Annotated in this window: 19 protein-coding genes; 8 read left to right on the forward strand and 11 right to left on the reverse strand. The window is 67.0% G+C overall.

Annotated features, from left to right (window positions below; genetic code table 11):
- The first annotated feature begins 126 nt into the window (after nucleotides 1-126).
- Together J2W36_RS12390 and J2W36_RS12395 are read left to right on the forward strand one after the other, a co-directional pair.
- Nucleotides 127-651 (forward strand): pilin, encoded by a 525-nt coding sequence (locus J2W36_RS12390; protein ID WP_307690040.1) that lies wholly within the window; start codon nucleotides 127-129, stop codon nucleotides 649-651.
- A gap of 42 nt (nucleotides 652-693) precedes the next feature.
- Nucleotides 694-2,448 carry a PglL family O-oligosaccharyltransferase gene (locus J2W36_RS12395; RefSeq protein ID WP_307690041.1) on the forward strand — a complete coding sequence of 585 codons (1,755 nt, stop codon included), beginning with the start codon at nucleotides 694-696 and terminating at the stop codon, nucleotides 2,446-2,448.
- 18 nt (nucleotides 2,449-2,466) lie between these two features.
- On the opposite strand, the gene moaC is transcribed toward J2W36_RS12395, so the two are convergent.
- On the reverse strand, nucleotides 2,467-2,946 hold the full coding sequence (gene moaC / locus J2W36_RS12400; protein WP_307690042.1) for a cyclic pyranopterin monophosphate synthase MoaC: 480 nt from the start codon (nucleotides 2,944-2,946) through the stop codon (nucleotides 2,467-2,469).
- A gap of 65 nt (nucleotides 2,947-3,011) precedes the next feature.
- Here moaC and J2W36_RS12405 point away from each other — a divergent pair, with 65 nt between their 5' ends.
- Entirely contained in the window at nucleotides 3,012-4,625 is a 1,614-nt protein-coding gene (locus J2W36_RS12405; protein WP_307690043.1) for a M48 family metalloprotease, read from the forward strand.
- A gap of 46 nt (nucleotides 4,626-4,671) precedes the next feature.
- On the opposite strand, the gene J2W36_RS12410 is transcribed toward J2W36_RS12405, so the two are convergent.
- The 3 genes from J2W36_RS12410 to J2W36_RS12420 all read right to left on the reverse strand — a co-directional run bounded on the left by J2W36_RS12410 (nucleotide 4,672) and on the right by J2W36_RS12420 (nucleotide 6,357).
- The gene (locus tag J2W36_RS12410; protein ID WP_307690044.1) at nucleotides 4,672-5,022 is read right to left on the reverse strand and encodes a phage holin family protein; all 351 of its coding nucleotides are present in this window, start codon (nucleotides 5,020-5,022) and stop codon (nucleotides 4,672-4,674) included.
- Between the two features lie 64 nt (nucleotides 5,023-5,086).
- Nucleotides 5,087-5,551, reverse strand: coding sequence for a hypothetical protein (locus tag J2W36_RS12415; RefSeq protein WP_307690045.1), 465 nt, complete (start codon nucleotides 5,549-5,551; stop codon nucleotides 5,087-5,089).
- Between the two features lie 71 nt (nucleotides 5,552-5,622).
- A complete protein-coding gene (locus tag J2W36_RS12420; RefSeq protein ID WP_307690046.1) occupies nucleotides 5,623-6,357 on the reverse strand; it encodes a TerC family protein in 735 nt (244 codons plus the stop codon).
- Nucleotides 6,358-6,782: 425 nt separating this feature from the next.
- Between J2W36_RS12420 and J2W36_RS12425 the strand changes: the two genes are divergently transcribed.
- The gene (locus J2W36_RS12425; RefSeq protein WP_307690047.1) at nucleotides 6,783-7,241 is read left to right on the forward strand and encodes a DUF3717 domain-containing protein; all 459 of its coding nucleotides are present in this window, start codon (nucleotides 6,783-6,785) and stop codon (nucleotides 7,239-7,241) included.
- Between the two features lie 4 nt (nucleotides 7,242-7,245).
- Nucleotides 7,246-7,545, forward strand: a complete 300-nt coding sequence (locus tag J2W36_RS12430; RefSeq protein WP_307690048.1) for a putative signal transducing protein — start codon at nucleotides 7,246-7,248, stop codon at nucleotides 7,543-7,545.
- 119 nt (nucleotides 7,546-7,664) lie between these two features.
- Here the strand turns inward: J2W36_RS12430 and J2W36_RS12435 are convergent, their stop codons facing one another.
- The 4 genes from J2W36_RS12435 to purB are packed head-to-tail and all read right to left on the reverse strand — an operon-like array spanning nucleotide 7,665 to nucleotide 10,262.
- Nucleotides 7,665-8,225 (reverse strand): YaeQ family protein, encoded by a 561-nt coding sequence (locus J2W36_RS12435; RefSeq protein WP_307690049.1) that lies wholly within the window; start codon nucleotides 8,223-8,225, stop codon nucleotides 7,665-7,667.
- Between the two features lie 4 nt (nucleotides 8,226-8,229).
- Nucleotides 8,230-8,577, reverse strand: a complete 348-nt coding sequence (locus tag J2W36_RS12440; RefSeq protein ID WP_307690050.1) for a HepT-like ribonuclease domain-containing protein — start codon at nucleotides 8,575-8,577, stop codon at nucleotides 8,230-8,232.
- Nucleotides 8,574-8,864 (reverse strand): nucleotidyltransferase family protein, encoded by a 291-nt coding sequence (locus J2W36_RS12445; protein ID WP_307690051.1) that lies wholly within the window; start codon nucleotides 8,862-8,864, stop codon nucleotides 8,574-8,576. Before J2W36_RS12445 ends, J2W36_RS12440 begins: the two co-directional genes overlap by 4 nt.
- A gap of 18 nt (nucleotides 8,865-8,882) precedes the next feature.
- The gene (gene purB, locus J2W36_RS12450; RefSeq protein ID WP_307690052.1) at nucleotides 8,883-10,262 is read right to left on the reverse strand and encodes an adenylosuccinate lyase; all 1,380 of its coding nucleotides are present in this window, start codon (nucleotides 10,260-10,262) and stop codon (nucleotides 8,883-8,885) included.
- A gap of 162 nt (nucleotides 10,263-10,424) precedes the next feature.
- Between purB and J2W36_RS12455 the strand changes: the two genes are divergently transcribed.
- A complete protein-coding gene (locus J2W36_RS12455) occupies nucleotides 10,425-11,036 on the forward strand; it encodes a glutathione S-transferase N-terminal domain-containing protein (RefSeq protein ID WP_307690053.1) in 612 nt (203 codons plus the stop codon).
- A gap of 75 nt (nucleotides 11,037-11,111) precedes the next feature.
- Here the strand turns inward: J2W36_RS12455 and J2W36_RS12460 are convergent, their stop codons facing one another.
- Nucleotides 11,112-14,717: an indolepyruvate ferredoxin oxidoreductase family protein gene (locus J2W36_RS12460; RefSeq protein WP_307690054.1), complete on the reverse strand. Its 3,606-nt coding sequence runs from the start codon at nucleotides 14,715-14,717 to the stop codon at nucleotides 11,112-11,114.
- 178 nt (nucleotides 14,718-14,895) lie between these two features.
- Between J2W36_RS12460 and J2W36_RS12465 the strand changes: the two genes are divergently transcribed.
- Entirely contained in the window at nucleotides 14,896-15,372 is a 477-nt protein-coding gene (locus tag J2W36_RS12465) for an Lrp/AsnC family transcriptional regulator (protein WP_307690055.1), read from the forward strand.
- Nucleotides 15,373-15,406: 34 nt separating this feature from the next.
- On the opposite strand, the gene J2W36_RS12470 is transcribed toward J2W36_RS12465, so the two are convergent.
- Nucleotides 15,407-18,430 carry an autotransporter outer membrane beta-barrel domain-containing protein gene (locus J2W36_RS12470; protein WP_307690056.1) on the reverse strand — a complete coding sequence of 1,008 codons (3,024 nt, stop codon included), beginning with the start codon at nucleotides 18,428-18,430 and terminating at the stop codon, nucleotides 15,407-15,409.
- Nucleotides 18,431-18,620: 190 nt separating this feature from the next.
- On the opposite strand from J2W36_RS12470, the gene J2W36_RS12475 reads away from it, so the two are divergent.
- On the forward strand, nucleotides 18,621-20,243 hold the full coding sequence (locus J2W36_RS12475) for an MFS transporter (protein WP_370869308.1): 1,623 nt from the start codon (nucleotides 18,621-18,623) through the stop codon (nucleotides 20,241-20,243).
- A 5-nt stretch (nucleotides 20,244-20,248) separates the two neighbouring features.
- Here the strand turns inward: J2W36_RS12475 and otnI are convergent, their stop codons facing one another.
- Nucleotides 20,249-21,061, reverse strand: a complete 813-nt coding sequence (gene otnI, locus J2W36_RS12480; protein WP_307690058.1) for a 2-oxo-tetronate isomerase — start codon at nucleotides 21,059-21,061, stop codon at nucleotides 20,249-20,251.
- Between the last annotated feature and the right edge of the window lie 5 nt (nucleotides 21,062-21,066).

The following is a 21,066-nucleotide window of genomic DNA, read 5'->3' on the forward strand; positions in this document are numbered from 1 at the left end:
CAGGACGCGGCCTCTGCTTGCCGCTGGGGGTCGACTGCGTTGGAAGGGCACGTCCATGTGCTAGCTTCGACCCCCGGCGCACGGCCCGGTAGGAACCGTGGCGGCGTTATCAACTGGAGGAAAAAAATGAACCGTGGTTTCAATGCACGCAGCGTCGTGCAGCAGGGCTTCACCCTGATCGAACTGATGATCGTCGTGGCGATCATCGGCATTCTGGCGGCCGTGGCGCTGCCCAAGTACCAAGACTATGTCTCCCGCACCCAGGTGACGGCGGCGCTGGCCGAGATCACCCCCGCCAAGGTGGTGATTGAAGAAAGGGCGAGCCAGGGCCTCACGGCCGAGCAGGCCAGCGCGCTGACCGGCAGTGCCGCCACCAACGCCGAGGCGGCAGGCCTTTCGGGCGCGCAGACCAGCCGCTGCAGCGCCATCGCCATCAGCGCTGCCACCACGGGTGTGGCCAGCGTGCAGTGCACGATCCGCGGCAACGGCCAGATCACCGGACAGACGCTCACCTGGTCGCGTGCGGCAGACACCGCCGCGAACACGCCCGGTGTCTGGACCTGCACGACGACGGTCGCGGCCCGGCTTGCACCGTCCACCTGCACGGCGAATCCCGCCACGCAGCCTGAGACGGCACCTGCCGCCGGCTGATCCCGCGTCGTGGCGGGGCCTGCCGTTCGGCACAATCCCGTCATGACGTCTGCGGCCACCTCCGACCGACAAGCCGCTGCGCGCGCACTTGCCGTTGCCGCCGGGCTGGTCGCTTTTCCCTTTCTCTTTCCGCTGGTCGCGGGCCCCTCTGCCAATGCCTGGCAGCTGTTCGCGTCCTGGGCCTGCGTGGCGTTCCTGGCGCTGCCTTGTGGCCCGGCGAGGCCCTCGCGGGGCCTAGCGCTGTGGCTGGGCGTGGTCGCGCTGTCGATCACGCTGGCACCTGCCGGGGCTGTGGCCCTGAAGGTCAGTGCCGTGGCGGCAGTCGCCGTGGTGGCGCTTGCCGCCTGCGTCGGCGCGGCATGGGTGGGCGGGGCACGCTCGGCGCAGCCGGTGGTGCCTCCCGCGCCCGTTGCGCTCGCCTGGGGTCTGCTCGCAGCGGGCCTCGTGAGTGCCGTGCTGGGCCTGCTGCAGTACGACGGCCACGCCGCAGTGCTGGTGCCCTGGACGACGGCCCCCGAGCTCGGCCAGGCCTACGGCAACCTGCGCCAGCGCAACCAGTTCGCCACGCTCATCGGCATGGCGCTGGTCGCGGGGCTGACGCTGTACGGCGGCTGGACCCGAGGGCAGCGCATCGCCAGCCTGCCCGGCGTGCTCTTGCTGCTGCTGGCCGCAGCGGCTTCGACCTCGCGCACCGGCCTGCTGCAGTGGGTGCTGATCAGCGGCGTTGCGGCTTTCATCGCGTGGCGCGAGCGACACCGACCCTGCCTGCGCGATGCGGGCGCCCCGGGTACGGATTTGGCCCTGCACGCGTTTCGCTTGCCGCATCCCGGACTGCTGCTGGCCTTGGTCCCGGCTTATTTCATTGCGGCATGGGCGCTGCCGATGCTTGCCGGCCCCGAGGTCGAGGACATGCTGCGCCGCCTGCGCGATGGCGCACCCGAGGGCCACAGCCGGCTTCTGCTGTGGCACAACGTGCTGGAGTTGATCGCGGTGCATCCCTGGCGCGGCTGGGGCTGGGGCGAACTGAGCTTCGCCCATTACAGCCATCCGTATGCCGGTCCGCGCTTCGTCGAGATTCTGGACAACGCGCACAACCTGCCGCTGCACCTGGCCGTCGAGCTGGGCATCCCGGCGGCGGTGGCGATCTGCGGCGGCTTCACGTGGCTGGTGCTGGCCGCGCCCCCGTGGCGGGCGCGCGATCCGGTGCGGCTCATGGCCTGGGGCGTGCTCGGCGCGATCGTGCTGCACAGCCTGCTCGAGTACCCGCTCTGGTATGGACCGTTTCAACTCGTCTTCGGGCTGTGCCTGGGACTGCTGTGGCCGGGGGCGCCGGCAGCGGCCGAGGCGCCGGGTGCCATGGCGCGCGGACGCGGGTGGGTGGCGGCGAACGCCGTGGGCGCAGCGGCGGCCTTGCTGCTGGCGGGCGTGGCGTATGCCGGCTGGGACTATGTCCGCATCAGCCAGATCTACCTCGCGCGCGAGGACCGGCTGCCGGTCTGGCGGGACGGCACGGTCGGCAAGCTGCAAGCGTCCTGGCTGTTCGCGCGCCAGGTGCAGTTTGCGGAACTGTCGCTGACCCTGGTCGATCGTCGCAATGCCGCCGAGGTGCATGCGCAGGCCCTGCGCGCGCTTCATTTCTCGCCGGAACCGCGGGTGATCGTCAAGCTCATCGACAGCGCCGTGCTGCTCGGGCGCACCGACGAGGCCATGGCGCAGGCCGTGCGGCTGCAGCGTGCCTTTCCGGAAGACTACATCCGCTGGCTGGCAGGAAAACCGCCAGACGCCGCGGACGAGTGATTTGGCCGAGTGGCGGCGTCAGTCCGCCACGTAGCTGCCCGACTTGCCGCCGTGCTTCTCCAGCACCCGCACGTCGGTGATGCGCATGCCGCGGTCGACGGCCTTGCACATGTCGTAGATGGTGAGCAGGGCGATCTGCACGGCGGCCAGCGCTTCCATTTCGACGCCCGTGGGGCCGACGGTTTCGACGGTGGCGGTGCAGCTGACCTGCGGCGGGCCGTTCTCGGACACGGCGAAGGCCACCGCCACGCGCGTGAGCGCGAGGGGATGGCACAGCGGAATCAGGTCGCTGGTCTTCTTGGCGGCCTGGATGCCCGCGATGCGTGCGATGCCGAGCACGTCGCCTTTCTTGGCGGTGCCCGACTCGATCAGCGCCAGCGTGGCCGGCTGCATCTCGATGCGTCCGGTCGCCACCGCCACCCGATGGGTGGCTTGCTTGGCAGCGACATCGACCATGTGGGCCTGGCCCTGGCCGTCAAAATGGGTGAGTTTGGACATGGTGAACGTTCCGCTGAAGCGTGCATCATAAGAGGCCGAGCCACTGACGAGGAATGCCGCGCCCGATGCCCGACGCACTTTCGAACTCCCGCGCCCGCCTGCGGCTTGCCGGGTTTCCCCGGTTTCCCGGGCTTCGCGCGGCCTGCGTGGCGGTGCTGGTGGCATGCCAGCTGCTCGCGCCGCCGGCCGCACGCGCCCAGTTGCTGCCCGGCATGGGCGACGGCGGCGAGATGACCGCGGCGGCCGAGCGCCGGCTGGGCGACCAGATCGCGCGGGAGCTTTACCGCGACCCCGACTACATCGACGATCCGGTGCTCGAGGCCTACGTGCAGGACATCTGGAGCCGCCTGCTCGCCGCGGCACGCCTGCGCGGCGAACTCACACCCGAACTGGACGAGCGTTTCGCCTGGACGCTGCTGATGGGCCGCGACCGCAATATCAACGCCTTTGCGCTGCCCGGCGGCTACCTCGGCCTGAACCTGGGCCTGATCGCCGTCACCGACAGTCCGGATGAACTCGCCACCGTGCTGGGCCACGAACTGTCGCACGTCACGCAGCGCCATATCTCCCGCATCATGAGCCGGCAGGGCCGCCAGATGCCGCTGCTCCTCGCGGCCATGGTGCTGGGAATCATCGCCGCGGCCAAGAGCCGCAACGGCGACGCCGGCCAGGCCGTGATCATGGGCAGCCAGGCGATGGCGATGCAGAACCAGCTGAGCTTTTCGCGCGACATGGAGCGCGAGGCCGACCGCATCGGCTATGGCGTGATGACGCAGGCGGGCTTCGCGCCACAGGGCGCTGCCGCGATGTTCGAGAAGCTGCAGTACGCCTCGCGCCTCAACGACAACGGCTCCTATCCCTACCTGCGCAGCCATCCGCTGACGACCGAACGCATCTCCGACATGCAGGCCCGTTTTCAGTTCCGCGCGACCGAAGGCGCCGCCCCTGTAGCGCCCGGTGTCGTCGGTGCGCTGCCGTCCAAGGGCCCCCAGATGACCCACGCGTTGATGGCGGCGCGCGCCCGCGTGTTCTCCCGGCCAGGCGTGGACGTGTTGCGCCAATGGATGCGTGCGGCCTCGGGGAGTGAATTCGAACGCAGCACGCCGGCCGCGCAGGCGGGCGCACTCTGTGCGGCTGCGCTTGCTGCGCGCGAAACGCAAGACCTGGTGCAGGCCCGCCTGTTCGCCGACCGCCTGGCTGCCCGTACCGCGGGCGATGCGTCGGCCAGCCGCGTGGCGCGCCTGCTGCGCGCCGAGATCGCCCTGGCATCAGGCGCCGCGCCGCAGGCGGCCGCCCTGCTCGACGCGAAATCGAAGGACCGGCCCGAGATGTTCCTGTCGGCCCAGGTCGCCATGGCGCTGCGAAATCCGGCGCCGATGGTTGCGCCGCTGCGCGACTGGGTCGCCGTGCATCCCAGGGATGCCGGTGCCTGGCGCCTGTTGAGCGCGCTGTACGGTGCGCAGAACGACACGGTGCGCGCGGTGCGCGCGGACGCCGAGGCCAACGTCGCCGTGCTCGACTACGCGGGCGCACGCGACCGCTTCAAGGCCGCGCAGGAACTCGTACGCAACGGCGCTGGCGGCGTACCGGTGGATTTCTACGAAGCGTCGATCATCGACACCCGCGCCCGTGCGGTGGACGCAATGCTCAAGGACCAGCAGGCGGACCCGCCGCTGTGAGCGCCCGCCGCCGGGGCGTGCCGGGGCGTTCCGGGGGGGGGGCGCGTCAGCGCCTGAACAACCCGCCCAGCGCAGCCTCGATCACGAGATGCAGCAGCGAGTACAGCAGCGAACCGATCAAGGCTGCGGTGAAGCCCGCCACGGCAAAGCCGTTGAGCAGCCCCGAGGCGGACCAGAACATGAGGGCATTGATCACGAAGAGAAAAAGCCCCAGGGTGACGATCGTCACGGGCAGGGTCAGCACGACCAGCACGGGTCGCACGATCATGTTGAGCAACCCGATCACGGCAGCCGCAATGAGCGCCGACGTGAAGTTGTTGACCTGGACACCGCTGTAGATGTAGGTGACCGCCAGCAGTGCCAGCGCGCTGAGCAGCCATTTGATGAGTAGTCGCATGGCCGCAGGATACCGCAGCGGGCCTGGACAGGGTGCCCGGCCCGCTGCAACTGACGATGGGCGCTTAATCGGCCAGTTCGTTCGCCAGCACGAGCAGCGCGCCCATGCTCGCGACCGCGCCGGGCAATGCCCAGCCAGACTGGCCGGCGGGCTTCTGGTCGGGCGCCACCGGCTCCATGTCGACGCCGATCTTCGGGCGACGCGCGTCGACCACGCGGGTCGATGCGCCGTGCTCGGTGCGCAGGCGCTGGGTCATTGCCAGCAGCGGACCTTCGGCCAGCACCGGCGTGACCGCGTCGCCTTCGCGCTGCAGCAGCGGCAGCATCTGTTCCTGCGCCTTGGAGAACCACTTGGCGCGCCAGTTGACGCGTGCACTGTGGCTGACCCACTTGCTGATACGCGCCGTCATGCGCGGTGCGCACGCCACCAACACCCAGTGGCGCTGTGCGGTCGCTGCCGGCGCAGGCGCCTTGGCCAGGAATTCGCGCGCATAGGCGGCGTCGTCCACGTACAGGATGATCTTTTCCATGAGGTGCTCCTATCAGTTAGTTGGAGTGGCAGAGACATTCATTCGCGGGAGATCGGCGTGCGGGCAGGGATTCAGACCGGCGCGTGGGCCTTGGCCGCATTGCGGCTGGCCATCCACTTGCCGATCAGCAGTACCAGCACCGCACCGATGATGCCGGCGGCGTACTTCACGGTGTCGGTCTGCGGGATCTTGGGCACCCAGGTCCAGGCGTCCAGACGCACCACGGCCGGGTCGGAGATCAGCATCGTGCCGGCGATCCAGCCCAGCAGCATGCCGCCCAGCGTGATGATCATCGGGAAGCGGTCCATCAGCTTGATGACCAGCTGGCTGCCCCAGACGATGATCGGGATGCTCACCAGCAGGCCGAAGATCACGAGCGGCATCTGATGGCCATCGCCTGCACCCTGCGCGGCACCGGCAATGGCGATCACGTTGTCCACGCTCATCACCAGGTCGGCGACGATCACGGTCTTGACGGCGGCCCACAGCTTGTCGCTGCCGGCGATGTTGCCGTGTGCGTCGTCATGCTCGGGCGCCAGCAGCTTCACGCCGATCCACACCAGCAGCAGCGCACCGACCATTTTCAGGAACGGGATCGCCAGCAGCGTGAGCGCGAAGAAGATCAGGATCACGCGCAGCACGATGGCGCCCGCAGTGCCCCAAAGGATGCCCTTGGTACGTTGTGCTGGCGGCAGCTTGCGGCAGGCCAGTGCGATCACGACGGCGTTGTCACCGCCCAAAAGAATGTCGATCATGATGATCTGACCGACGGCGACCCAGAATTCCGGGGTCATAAAGGCTTCCATAGCGTCCTCTGTACGTTTGATGCTTTTTCCGGGCGGGTCGGATCGAAGCGGCTGTAAGAGGACCGGGGAAGGTCCGGACGTGCAATCGCTTCGATCAAACCTGCGCAGGTTCCAATCGAAGGTCTTGCTCGGCCGCCTTTAAGGCGGCCCGACAGGCCGGAAGATTTGTTGTGCTTCGTATTGACGACCTGTCGATACCCGCTGCGCGGGGCAACGGGCGGGAGCTACTCCCCTTCGTGCGCGGATTAGAGCATTGCGCCTGTGTGCTGGCAATCGCACCTGCCCAGATCTTCAAGAGGAAAGTCGCTGAAACGCATGTCTGCAAAGGACTTGACGCTCACTTATTGAGAGCGGTTCAGATGTCCTTCCATTCCGAGTGGATTTGGCCGGACTATCATGCCAGCCCGCTGTTTTTCGCTTCCTTCATGGCCGCCATCCACATCACCGACATCGAGGCCGCCATCAATCATTGGCGCGCGAAGAAGCCGTCGCCCGACGGCATCACGCTGGCGCCCGAGCTGCGCGCGCTGGCCGAGGTGTACGCGCTCATGGTCTATCACCACGAGGACGAGGTCGACGAAGCCGGCTTCCCTGCCAAGGCCTGGGCCGCGTGGCTCAGCTGGTACGACAGCACGCCAGACACGCCCTGCATCGCGATCTGCTCGACCAGCCAGGGCGACGACGAATGCAAAGGCTGCGGGCGCAGCTTCGAGGAGGTGCAGCACTGGCCCGCGATGACGCCCGTGGCCAAGCGCGCCACCTGGCGCCGCATCACGATGGAAGACAAGGCTTGGCGGTTCAATACCTATGCCGAGCGCGCCCGCGAAGCGGTGCCACGGGCCGATGCAGCACCAGCGGCCGGCGACGACGACGCGCCGGCCTGAACCGATGCGCCGGCTCGCCCAGGCACCCAATCTCGCCATTGCCACGCTGTGGGCGCACGCTTTGCGAGAAGATGGCGTGGCCGCCTCCATCCAGCGCGAATTCCTGGGTGCAGCGGTCGGCCAGCTGCCGCCCGACCAGTGCCTGCCGGAAATATGGGTGGAGGACGAGGCGCAGTTCGAGCGGGCGCAGGGCCTGCTCCATGCGCTGCAGAATCGCCCGCAGCGCCGCTGGCATTGCAGTTGCGGCGAACTCGTCGAGGGTGGCTTCGAGCAGTGCTGGCAGTGCGGCGCGATGATGCCGTGATCCGGGCCCGCCCCCAAGGCTGCGCCTACGTCGTTTAGCTTCTCCTACCCCTTTGCCGGGGGCAACACCAGCGGCCGGGCAGAGCCCGCTCCGCGGTGTTCCGCGAAGGCGCGTGGCGGTTACTTGAGCTTCTGAAGCTCGATGTCGATGCTGTTCTTGCCGTCGCCCAGCATCAGCGCGTTTTCCTGGATGGTCGCCTGGAGCTGCATGCTGCGCTGCGCCAGCGCGGCCACTGCCTGCGAGGTCTCGCTCGGGATGCGCCACACCTGCAGGTTCTGCAAGCGCGTGAGCTTGGTCTCGATACCCTTCCACCAGATCCCGGCCGCATGGCTGAAGCAGTAGAGCAGCACCTCGTCCGCCTTGCTGCAGGCTTTGGAGAGCGGTTTGTCCTCGGGCTGGCCGACCTCGATCCAGACGCGCGTGCGGCCGGTGAAGTCGCGCAGCGACACGTCGGGGTCGTCGGGGTTCGACAGTCCCGCGCCGAAGCCCAGCACGCCGTCGCCGTCGCACACGCTCTGCAGCTTGTGGGCGTTGAGCGCCAGCGCGATGAGCCGCACCATCATCCGCTCGTCGTTCTCGCTCGGATGGCGAGCGAGCGTGAGCGCGTGGTCGGCGTAGTAGTTGTGGTCGATGTCGGCGACCGCGAGGTTCGCCTTGAAGATGGTGGATTTGAGGGCCATGCGATCAGGTAAGCAGCGCAGCGACCGCTCGGCGCAGCGTGGGAAGATGAAGCTGCACCGTGTTCCACACCGAGATGTAGCTCACGTTGAAATAGCCGTGTGAGAGATAGTTGCGATTGCCTATGACGCTGCCCCAAGGGATCTCGGGGTGTGCTTCAACGAACGACAGGTCGTGCTTGCGCACGTTGTTGCAAGCCTCGCCGATCACTTCAAGATTGCGAACCACCGCATCCTGCACCAAGTGATTGTCGAGAAATTTGGACTCGTCCAGTCCGGCAACGTAGCCTTGAATCCGGTCGATTGACTCGACCACGTGACCGAGAAAAAACGGAATCCGTGCCGGGTCGCTCACAGCCGCACGGCCTCGGCCATGACACGCGAACGGAAAGCCATTGGCAGAGCGTCGGGGGTAAGCACGTCTACAGGGATGCCAAGCAATTCGGATACTTCGAACTGCACACCGCCGATGTCGAAGGTACTCGTCGTCGGCGTCGGTTCGACCAGCAGGTCCAGATCGCTGCCCTCCGAGTCGAGCCCCTTGAGCACCGAGCCGAACACCGATACCGAACGCATGCCGTGCCGAAGCGCGATCTGCCGGATGGCGGATCGGTGCTGGACGAGCAGATCGGAAGGCTTCATGCCGCGATTGTCGCCGCCTCAGACCCGCTTCGCCAGTTCCGCCGCCTTGCCGATGTAGCTGGCGGGCGTCATGGCCAGCAGCCGCGCCTTTTCGTCCTCGGGAATCTCCAGCGAGCGGATCAGGCCGTGCAGCGCCTCGGCCGTCACTGTCTTGCCGCGCGTGACTTCCTTGAGTTGCTCGTAGGCGCCCTGCACGCCGAAGCGGCGCATGACGGTCTGGATCGGCTCGGCCAGCACTTCCCACGACGCGTCCAGGTCGTCGGCGATGGCTTCCTCGTTGATCTCCAGCTTGCCCAGGCCGGTCATGAGGCTGGCGTAGGCCAGCGTGGCATAGCCCAGCGCGACGCCGATGTTGCGCAGCACGGTGCTGTCGGTCAGGTCGCGCTGCCAGCGGCTGATGGGCAGCTTCTCGCTCAGGTGACGCAGCACCGCATTGGCCAGGCCCAGGTTGCCCTCGGCGTTCTCGAAGTCGATCGGGTTGACCTTGTGCGGCATGGTCGACGAGCCGATCTCGCCCTTCTTCAGGCGCTGCTTGAAGTAGCCCAGGCTCACGTAGCCCCAGATGTCGCGCGAGAAGTCGATGAGGATGGTGTCGGCGCGTGCCACCGCGTCGAACAGCTCGGCCATGTAGTCGTGCGGCTCGATCTGGATGCTGTAGGGCTGGAAGGTGAGGCCCAGGCCGAGCGGCGCCGGCGTCTCGATGACCTTGCGGCTGAAGGCCTCCCAGTCGAAGTCGGGCCAGGCCGCGATGTGGGCGTTGTAGTTGCCCACCGCACCATTCATCTTGCCCAGCAGTTTCACCGCGGCGATCTGCTCGCGGGCCTTGGCCAGGCGCACCGCGACGTTGGCGATTTCCTTGCCCACGGTGGTCGGGCTGGCGGTTTGGCCGTGCGTGCGCGAGAGCATCGACACCTCGGCGAACTGGTGCGCCATCTCGCGCAGCTTGGCGATCAGGCCGTCGAGCGCCGGCAGCATCACCGTGTCGCGTGCCGCCTGGATCTGCAGCGCATGGCTGGTGTTGTTGATGTCCTCGCTGGTGCAGGCGAAGTGCACGAACTCGGCCGCGGCCAGCAGTTCGGGCCGGGCGTCGAACTTCGACTTGATCCAGTACTCGACGGCCTTCACGTCGTGGTTGGTGGTCTTCTCGATCTCCTTGATCGCGACCGCGTCGGCCTCCGAAAAGTTGGCGACCAGGCCCATCAGGTACTTGCGCGCGCCAGGGGTCAGCGGCTTGAATTCGGCAAAACCGCAGTCCGATAGCGCGATGAACCAGGCCACCTCGACCTGCACGCGGCGGTGCATGTAGCCCTGCTCGCTCATCAGGGGGCGCAGCGCGGCCAGCTTGGCGGCATAGCGGCCGTCGAGGGGGGAAAGGGCGGAAACGGTGGAGAAGCTCATGCCGCCGATTTTAGGTGGCTGCGGCAGGGACGGGTGTCGTGGCCGCAGCAAGAAGGCGGTGGCTGTTCGGCGCACCGGCGCCCGACTCACTCGTAACAACTGCATTCCCCCTAGAATCCAATCGATACAACGGAGATCCCAGAAGGGAGAGGAAGAAATCGCATGAAATTGATCGGATCGGCAGCCAGCCCGTACGTTCGCAAGGTGCGCGTGGTCATGGCCGAGAAGCGGCTCGACTATCAGTTCATCGTCGAAGACGTGTGGGCGCCCGACACCGCAATCTCGACCTCCAATCCGCTGGGCAAGGTGCCTTGCCTGGTGATGGAAGGCGGTGAGGCGATGTTCGACTCCCGCGTGATCGTCGAATACCTGGACACCCTGTCGCCGGTGGGCAAGCTGATTCCGCAGCAGGGCCGCGAGCGCGCCGAGGTCAAGACCTGGGAGGCGCTGGCCGATGGCGTCATGGACGCTGGCGTGCTCTGGCGCCTGGAAGCCACCTGGACCGGCCGCGCCGACGACGAGCGCAGCCAGGCGTGGATGGACCGCCAGCGCGGCAAGGTGGTCGCCGGCATCGCCGCCATGGCCAAGGGGCTGGGCGACAAACCCTTCTGCAGCGGCATCCACCTGAGTCTTTCGGACATCGCGGTGGGCTGCGCGCTTGGCTGGATCGACCTGCGCTTCCCGGAAATCGAGTGGCGTGCCGAGCATCCCAAGCTGGTCAAGCTCATGGACAAGCTGATGCTCCGGCCGAGCTTCGCGGACACCCGACCTTAGTCCTGCTTTCGGGGGGAGGGGCAACACCAGTGGCCCGGCGAAGCCGGTTCCGCGGTGTTTCTGGAACAGTCTCTCTCAGGCTGCCGCGCGTTCTGCCGTCGGGTTGCGCCACTTGGCCATCAATTCGGTCCAGCGCGTGCGTGCCGCCGCCAGATTGCGCTCCTTCACGTGGCCATAGCCGCGGATCTGCTCCGGCAGCTTCGCGATCTCCAGCGCCGCGTCGTGGTTGCCCGCGTTCAGCCCGGCGATCACCTCCTCGATGCTGGCGCGGTACTCGCCGATCAGCGCGCGTTCCGTCTTGCGCTCCTCGCTGCGGCCGAAGATGTCCAGCGTGGTGCCGCGCAGGCCCTTGAGCCTGGCGAGCAGCTTGAAGCCCGTCAACATGCCGGGGCCGAACTTCTGCTTGAGCAACTGCCCCTTGCTGTTCTTCTTGGCGATGAGCGGCGGGGCGAGGTGGTAGTTGAGCTTGAAGTCGCCTTCGAACATGCCCTCGACGCGATCCAGGAACGAGCGGTCGGAGTGCAGGCGCGCCACCTCGTACTCGTCCTTGTACGCCATCAGCTTGAACAGGTAGCGCGCCACCGATTCGGTGATCGTCGTCTTGCCGACGGCGGCCGTCTCGGCCTGCTGCACCCTGGCGACGAAGGCCTGGTACTGCGCGGCATAGGCGGCGTTCTGGTAGCCGGTGAGGAATTCCACGCGACGCGCCACCAGCGTGTCGACCGTCTCGCGCTTCTTGAATGCGATTACCTGGCCGGGCGACACCAGCTTCTGCACCGAGGCCAGGTCGTGCGCCGCGCGACGGCCCCATTCGAAGGCCGTCTTGTTGTTCTCGATGGCGACGTTGTTGAGCTCGATCGCACGCATCAGCGACGCATAGTCCAACGGCACCCAGCCCTTCTGCCAGGCATAGCCCAGCAGCATCGGGTTGGCGTAGAGGCTGTCGCCCATCAGTGAAACGGCAGCTGCATCGGCGTCGAAGCTACCAAGACCGTCCAGCCCGACGATGCGCGCGATCTGGTTCGCGCAGTCGTCCTGCGGGTTCACCCAGTTGGCATTGCGCACGAAAGCGGCCGTCGGCGTGCTGTGGCTGTTGAGCGCCACGTGCGTACGCCCTTCGCGCATGCGCGCCAGCGTCTCGGCGTTGACCGCCACCAGGGGGTCGGCCGCGAGGATGAGGTCGGCCGCGGCCGTGCCCACGCGCGTCGTGCGGATCGCCTCCTGCGTGTCGCCGATGAGCGCATGGCTCCATGTCGCGCCGCCCTTCTGCGCCAGGCCGGCGGCGTCCTGCGTGACGATGCCCTTGCCTTCGATGTGCGCGGCCATGCCGAGCAGCTGGCCGATCGTGATCACGCCCGTGCCGCCGACACCGGCGACCACGATGCCCCACACCTGGTCGCGCGTCAGTTGCGGCACAGCCGGCTCGGGCATCGCGCCCATCTCGAAAGGCGAGTTGGCCTTGGCCTTCGATTTCTTTTTCAGCGCGCCGCCCTCGACCGTGACGAAGCTCGGGCAGAAGCCCTTCAAGCAACTCATGTCCTTGTTGCAGGTGCTCTGGTTAATGGTGCGCTTGCGGCCGAACTCTGTCTCCAGCGGCTCGACCGAGAGGCAGTTGCTCTGCACGCTGCAGTCGCCGCAGCCTTCGCACACCAGCTCGTTGATGACGACGCGCTTGGCCGGGTCGACCGCCGTGCCCCGCTTGCGGCGGCGGCGCTTCTCGGTGGCGCAGGTCTGGTCGTAGATGATGGCGGTGGTGCCCTTGATCTCCCGGAACTCGCGCTGGATGTCGTCGAGCAGGTCGCGGTGCTTCACCTCAGGATCGCCCGCGACCTTCACGCCCTCGTACTTCTCCGGCTCGTCGGTGACGATCACGACCTTCACCGCGCCTTCGGCCTGCAGGCTCTGCGCGATCTGCAGCACCGAGTGGCCTTCGGGCCGTTCGCCGACCTGCTGGCCGCCGGTCATCGCGACCGCGTCGTTGTAGAGGATCTTGTAGGTGATGTTCACGCCGGCCGCGATGCTCTGGCGAATGGCGAGCAGGCCGCTGTGGAAGTAGGTGCCGTCGCCCAGGTTCGCGAAGATGTGCTGGTCGGTGGTGAAGGGCTGCTGCCCCACCCACGGCACGCCCTCGCCGCCCATCTGCGTGAAGCCGATGGTGCTGCGGTCCATCCAGGTCGCCATGAAGTGGCAGCCGATGCCGCCCATCGCGCGCGAGCCTTCGGGCACCACGGTGCTGGTGTTGTGCGGGCAGCCCGAACAGAACCAGGGCTGGCGGTCGGCACCCTGCACCCCATCGAGCTTGATGACATCCATCGAGCGCTCCTTGGCCTCGAGGATGGCGAGCTGCGCGTCGATGCGCGCGCGCATGTCCGCACCGACCTGGTCGAGCAGGCCGGTCTTGCGCAGGCGTTGCGCGATGGCCTTGGCAATCAGCGCCGGGTTGAGGTCGGCGTTGGCGCGCAGCAGCGTGTGCGAGGTCGGGTTGGGCATCGACCATTCGCCGCCGGAGTACCCGTCGGCACTGGCACCCACGCCCTCGTCGAATTTGCCGACCACGTTCGGCCGCACGTCGGAGCGCCAGTTGTAGAGCTCTTCCTTCAGCTGGTACTCGATGACCTGGCGCTTCTCCTCGACCACCAGGATCTCCTGCAGGCCGGTCGCGAAGTCGCGCGTGAGCTGGGCCTCGAGCGGCCACACCACGCCGACCTTGTGCAGCCGGATGCCGATCTGCCGGCAGGCCGCGTCGTCCAGGCCCAGGTCGATCAGCGCCTGGCGCGTGTCGTTGAAGGCCTTGCCGCTGGCCATGATGCCGAAGCGGTCGTTCGGGCCTTCGATGACGTTGTGGTTGAGCTTGTTGGCGCGGATGTACGCGAGCGCCGCGTACCACTTGTAGTGCATCAGCCGTGCCTCCTGCTCCAGCGCGTGGTCGGGCCAGCGGATGTGCAGGCCGCCGGGCGGCATCTCGAAATCGGTGGGGATGACAATGTCGACGCGCTCGGGGTCGATCATCGCGGTGGCGCTGGATTCGACGATCTCCTGGATCGTCTTCATGCCCGACCACACGCCCGAAAAACGGCTCATCGCGAAGGCGTGGATGCCCAGGTCGAGGATCTCCTGCACGTTGGTCGGAAAGAACACCGGCGTGCCGCAGGCCTTGAAGATGTGGTCGCTCTGGTGCGCGGCCGTCGAGCTCTTGGATATGTGGTCATCGCCCGCCACCGCGATCACGCCGCCGAATTCGGTGGTGCCCGCCATGTTGGCGTGCTTGAACACGTCGGAGCAGCGGTCCACGCCCGGCCCCTTGCCGTACCAGATGCCGAACACGCCATCGAACCTGTTGGTGCCCGGCGGCGAGAAGCCGAGCTGCTGCGTGCCCCAGAGCGCGGTGGCCGCCAGCTCTTCGTTCACGCCCGGCTGGAACACGATGTTCTGCGCCTTGAGGTACTTGCTGGCTTTCCATAGCGCCTGGTCGTAGCCGCCGAGCGGCGAGCCGCGGTAGCCGCTGATGAAGCCGGCGGTGTTCTTGCCGTTGTGCTGGTCGCGCAGGCGCTGCAGCATCGGCAGCTTCACGAGGGCCTGCACGCCCGACATGAAGGCGCGACCGTAGTCGAGCGAGTATTTGTCGTCGAGCGTGACCGTCTCGAGGGCTTTGCGGATGTGCTCGGGCAGGGGGGCGTTCATCGTCTGATCTCCGGTTTGGCATGGCCTCGTGGGCCTGGCTGGGCGGGGGTGCCCCTGATAGGGACTCTCAGCCCTCATGATGCTCCGGAAAGTGTATTGGCGGGTGTCGGACAGGTGCTTTCAGATATCGCCAGGGAAACCCTAGTTTCTGGAAGATCCTTTCTTAGAATCGCACTTTATGGAAAGCCTTGATAAGTTCGACCTCGCCATCCTGAAAGAACTCCAGACCGATGGCCGCCTGACCAATGCCGAACTGGCCCAGCGCGTGGGCCTGTCGGCCGCGCCCTGCTGGCGCCGCGTGCGGGCGCTGGAGGAGTCCGGCTTCATCAAGGGCTACTACGCCGAGATCGACCGCCGCAAGATCGGCCTGGGCGTGCTCGCCTTCGTGCGCCTGGACACCGAGCGCGCCACCAGCGAGGTCACCCGGAAGATCGAGGAGGCGATCCGCAAGCTGCCCGAGGTCATCGCCTGCCACTACATCAGCGGCACCGGCATGTTCGAGCTGCAGGTGGTCGCCGAAGACCTCGATGCCTTCTCGCGCTTCGCCCTTAACAGCCTGATGCACCTGCCCAACGTGAAGGACCTGCACACCAGCTTCTCGCTGGGGGAGGTGAAGGCGAGCCATTCGCTGCCGCTGGGGCATCTGACGAAGTGAGGCGCGCGCTGGCGGGCGGCCGAGGGCCTCGAGGCTAGAACTGCAGGGCGACGCGTGCAGTCAGTTCCTGGCTGCGGGTGTGATGCGCAAACTGTCCCGCATAGGCGAGGGTGGCGACGGCATTCTTGGAGAGCGCAGCGCTCAGGCCGACATGGACCAGCGCCTCATCACGCGCAATGGGAAGGCCCGACACCGAAAAGCTGCTCCCGCCTGCGAAATTCAGCGAGCTGACCGGGGTCACGGACCCCCACGCATGCTGCCAGCCGATGCCGCCGCCGACACGGAATTGGAGGCCGGCCAGCGAGATCGGCCGGTCGACGTTCACCCCCACGGTGGAAAAGGCATTGCGATCGTTCTCTGCCGCTCCCGTCAGCGCGGCCGCGCCGCCACTTTCGGAGAAGGCATTGGTATGGACGTTGACCAGGGCCAGGCCGACGAACGGCTCGACCGTGGTCTTCTGCGGTCCTGTGCCGGACTCCCAGGCGTAGCCGAATTCTCCGAAGGCCTGGGCCGTGTTGGCGCGGTAGTTGGCAGTGAGCGTATCGCTGTAGCCGCTGAACTCGATGGAGCGCTTCGTGTCGATCTCGCTGACGCCATAGGCCGCACCCACGCGCAGGCCCCAGGCCCCCCAGTTGTTGCTGCCGTACACCGCTGCGTGGTAGTTCTTCATGCCCCCGGTGTCACCGAGGCTGCTGAATTTTCCGTTGTCGTAGCCCAGCATGAAGCCCGCGCGCATCCGGCCGGAGATCGGTGCATCCGTCCCTGCGAGAAGCCCCGTGGTCGAGCGTTGCGTGGCCGCTGCATTGCCATCGCCCGCCATGTGCCCGTCGGTCCCCAGCACGCGCACCCAGTCATGCCGCCCGTTCGGTGTGCAGGACGAGATGCTCAGTGAGGCGTGGTCTTCGGCGCAGCCGTCGACTGCGCCGGCACGCGCGCTATCGAGCACCGCGCTGCGCACGCGCAGGCTGTCTTCCATCCGCATGCTTTGGACGGATGCATGCGTCGCGCCGGACAGTTGCTCGAAGGCCGAGCGGGCGGCCGAGTAGCTCGAAAGATAGCCGACGGCATCGCGCAGGCTGTTGCCTTCGGCCAGGCTCTGCAGGCCGCTTGCGACCGCCCATTGGTTGGTCGTCGATGCGGCGGCGGTGAACGCGTGGGCCTGCTTGACCGCCAGATACACGTGGGTGGCATCGGTGTAGCTGGTCAGCCCGTAAAAGGCGGACACCGCCGTGTCACCTGTCAGGGTGTAGCTGCCGGTCACTCCGCCTGCCGCACTGAGTACCGTGTAGACGGTGCCGATGCGGTAGATGCCGCTCGTGCTCTTGCTGACCGCGAGGATGGAACCGCTGTCCAGCGTGGCGGTGCCGGAGACGGCAATCAGGTCAGAGGCGCTGGAGTTGGGGTTCACCTCGACGCTGTAGGTCGCGCCGCTGGCTTGCGTGTAGTTGCCGTCGACCGTCAGCGTGCCGATCGAATGGCCCGGTGAGACCGTCGATCCGCTGAGCAACGACAGGCTGCCCACGGTCCCGTTGCCGCCCAGCAGGCCGCCGGCATTCACCGTGACCGCAGAGCTGGCGAGCGAGCCGTCGACCATCAACGCAGCGCCGCTGTCGATCGAGACCCCGCTTGAGTAGGCCTGCGTGTCCGAGATGGTCCACGTGCCTGACTCCACGTTCAGCGACTCGACATTGCTGACATTCGACAGCGTCCCGGTGCCGCTGCTGGTCGTGGACAGGAGATTGATGGTGTCGCTGCCGGCCCCACCATCGATCGTTCCGGTCACGGTCGAGCCGGTGTACAGGTTGAACGTGTCGTTGCCGCTGCCCGTGGTGACAGAGCCGTTGATGGTCCCGGTGTTGGTGATGGAGTTGTTGCCGGCCGTCATGCCGCTGGCACTGGTGATCGTGATGTTGCCGTTGATCGTGCCGGAATTGTCGATCGTGTTGTCGTAGGCGCTCGTGATGTAGATCGCATCGCCGTTGCCGCCCGTGATGGTGCCGGCGTTCATGATGCTGACCGCGCCGAACGCATTGCCCTCGTTGCTGTCGTCCACCGTGATGGCGCGCTGCACGCTGTAGATCAGGCCGCCGGCATAGTTGTTGACCGTGCCGCCGCCGATCGTGATGGCTTCGGACAGCCCCGCGGTGGAAGTGCCGTAGGCGGCGATGGTTCCGTAATTGTTGATGGTGGCGAGGTAATCCACGTCAATGGCATCCCCGTCCGTGGAACCGCTGGCATTGCCCACGATGAGGCCGGTCGCTGCATTGGTGATGACGGTGGTGCCCGAGGTCGAATCGATGTTGATGCCCGAGCCCAGCAGGCCCGTGATGGTGCCGGCGTTGTAGACAGTGATCGCCTCCGAGCCGGTGATGCCATGCCGCGCGCCGGTGATGGTGGCCCCGGCGTAGTTGTAGACGGTGCCCCCGGTATGGGACTGGAAGTCGATGCCGTCATTGCCGGTATCTCCGTTCACCGAAGAGCCCAGGATCGTGCCGTAGTTGTAAATGGTGGCATTGGCGCCGGGCCGGATCGCATCGGAGTCCGCGGCGCTGATCGTGCCGTAATTGGTGATGTTGATGACAACCGTGCCGCTGGTGTTGTCGAAATCGATGCCTTGTCCGTTGGTGGAACTGGTGGTACCGGTGGCGGAGATCGTTCCGTTGTTCACCACGGTGATGGTGCCGGATGTGACGGGCGTGCTCGATGAGCCTGCATGGATGGCGTCGTCGCCGCTGGCGGTGATGGTGCCGTTGTTGGTGATGCTCAGGTTGGTCTGCGCGGCGCCGTTGATCACGATCGCGCGACTGCCGGATTTCGTGTCGCTGATCGTGCCGTTGTTCGTGATCGTCACGCCCGAGGTCTGCGAGCTGACGGTGACGGCATTGGTCGAGCTGTTGGTGAGCGTGGTGCCGCTGTTGACCGTCAGCGTGGCACCCCCGGTCAGCGTCTGGCAGGTGCTCGAATTGGCGCTGAGGGTGCCACCGCTTCCGCATGAAGAGGCTGCATTGGCGATTTCCGGCAGACCGATGAGACTCGCCAGCACGGAAGCTGCGGTCAAGGTGCGATAGAACATGGCGAATCGAATCAATACACAGGTAAAACGGAGAGCCTAGTTTTTGCGTATGACAGCGCTGCCATGCTTTTTTGACAACAAATGGGAGAAATGGCGTTCGGAAGGAGCCATCGTATTTGTCCATCGACAGACCTGCGGCGCGGTCCGCGCAACGGTCCGTGGACAATAGGCCGCGATGCCGCCGATCACGACCCCACAGACAGACCCCGCGACGCGATCGCCCATGCCCGCGCGCATCGGCGCCCTGACCCCGCTGAAGCTGCCCGTCTTCCGCATGCTGTGGAGCACCTGGCTCATCGCCAACATCTGCATGTGGATGAACGACGTGGCGGCGGCGTGGATGATGACGTCGCTGACCACCTCGCCGATCTGGGTGGCGCTGGTGCAGACGGCGTCGACGCTGCCGGTGTTCCTGCTGGGGCTGCCCAGCGGTGCGCTCGCCGACATCCTGGATCGCCGGCGCTGGCTGGTGGCCACGCAGTTCTGGCTGGCGGGGGTGGCCATCGTGCTGTGTGTGGCGGTCGCGCTGGGCATGATGACCGCGCCGCTGCTGCTGGCGCTGACCTTCTTCAACGGCATCGGGCTGGCCATGCGCTGGCCGGTGTTCTCGGCCATCGTGCCCGAGCTGGTGCCGCGCGCGCAACTGCCGGCCGCGCTCGGTCTCAACGGCATTGCCATGAACGCCTCGCGCATCATCGGCCCGCTGGTCGCCGGCATGCTGATCGCGAGCGCCGGTAGCCTCTGGGTCTTCGTGCTCAACGCGGTGCTATCGGTGGCCTCGGGTTTCATCGTGCTGCGCTGGCGGCGCACGCACGCGCCCAATCCGCTGGGGCGTGAACGGCTGGTCAGCGCCATGCGTGTGGGCATGCAGTTCGTGCGGCAGTCGCAGCGCATGCGCGCGGTGCTGGCCCGTGTGTCGCTGGCCTTCCTGCATTCGACTGCGTTGCTCGCGCTGCTGCCCCTGCTCGCGCGCGGGCTCGATGGCGGCGATGCCGGCACCTTCACGCTGCTGCTGGCGGCCATGGGCGCGGGCGCAATCGTGGCGGTGCTGTTCCTGCCGCGACTGCGCCAGCGCTACGAGCGCGACCAGCTGGTGCTGCGCGGCACCTTGCTGCAGTCGCTCTCCACCGCAGTGATGGCGGTCGCGCCCAACGTGTGGGTTGCCGTGCCCGCCATGTGCCTGGCGGGCGCCGCATGGATCACGGTGGCGAACTCGCTGGCGGTGTCGGCGCAGTTGGCCTTGCCCGACTGGGTGCGCGCGCGCGGCATGTCGATGTACCAGATGGCCATCATGGGCGCGAGCGCGTTCGGTGCCGCGCTCTGGGGGCAGATCGCCACGGTCGGTACGCTGCAGCTGAGCCTGCTGCTCGCTGCGGCCAGCGGCGCCATCACGATGCTGCTCGCATTGCGCCTGGTGGTCGACGGCGGCATCGACGACGACGTGAGCCCTGCCAAGCCCGGCTGGGCCGATGCGCCCGCACATCCGGCACCAGGCGAAGGCCGGCTGGTGATCACGGTCGAGTACCTGATCGACCCGGCGCGCGCGGCCGCCTTCCACGTGGTGATGCAGCAGACGCGCCGCTCGCGGCTGAGCGAGGGCGCGATCGGCTGGGAGTTGCTGCACGACATCGCCGAGCCGGGCCGCTACGTGGAGCAGATCGTCGACGAGTCCTGGACGGGCCACCTGCGGCGCTTCCACCGCGCGACGGCGGCCGACCTCGCGCTGCGCGAGCGGCGCCTGGCCTTCCACCTGGGCGAAGGCGCGCCGCGGGTCACGCGCTACGTGGTGCAGCGCTAGGCGGCTCAGCCGCGCAGGGCGCGCAGCCAGCCCAGGCCGTCGGTGGTGCCGTTGACCACCGCGCCGCGCGCGGGGCGGTATTCGCAGCCGACCCAGCCGTCCCAGCCGCAGGCGGCGGACACCTCGTCGATCACGCCGAACAGGTAGGGGTGGTACAGCTCTCCCATGTCGGGTTCGTTGCGCGTCGGCACGCCGGCGATCTGCAGGTGGCCGACGCGGCCCGTGGGCAGGTACTCGCGCACCTTCATCGCCACGTCGCCCTCGACGATCTGGCAGTGGTACAGGTCCATCTGGACCTTGAGATGGGGCTCGCCCACGGCGGCGACGATCGCATGCGCATGGTCCTGGCGGTTCAGGAAGAAGCCGGGCATGTCGCGCGTGTTGATCGGCTCGATCAGCAGGTCGCGACCGGTCTTGCGTGCCTCGCCCGCCGCCCAGCGCAGGTTGTGGATGTAGGTCGCCTCCAGCATTTCGCGCGACAGGCCCGACGGCATCAGGCCCGCCATCACATGCACGCGCGGGCAGTCGAGTGCGGCCGCGTAGTCGAGCGCACGCGCGATGCCCTCGCGAAACTCGTTCTCTCGTCCAGGCAGGCAGGCCAGGCCGCGTTCGCCGGCCTCCCAGTGGCCGGGTGGCGCATTGAAGAGCACCTGCTGCAGGCCGTTCGCCTGCAGGCGTGCGGCGATCTCGGCGGCCGGGAAGTCGTAGGGAAACAGGTATTCGACGCCTTCGAAGCCATCCTTGGCAGCGGCATCGAAGCGGTCGAGAAAGGCCAGCTCCGGATAGAGCATGGAGAGGTTGGCGGCAAAACGGGGCATGGTGT

It is taken from the genome of Variovorax ginsengisoli, from assembly GCF_030811835.1.
In the GTDB taxonomy this organism is placed as follows: Bacteria; Pseudomonadota; Gammaproteobacteria; order Burkholderiales; family Burkholderiaceae_C; genus Variovorax; species Variovorax ginsengisoli_C.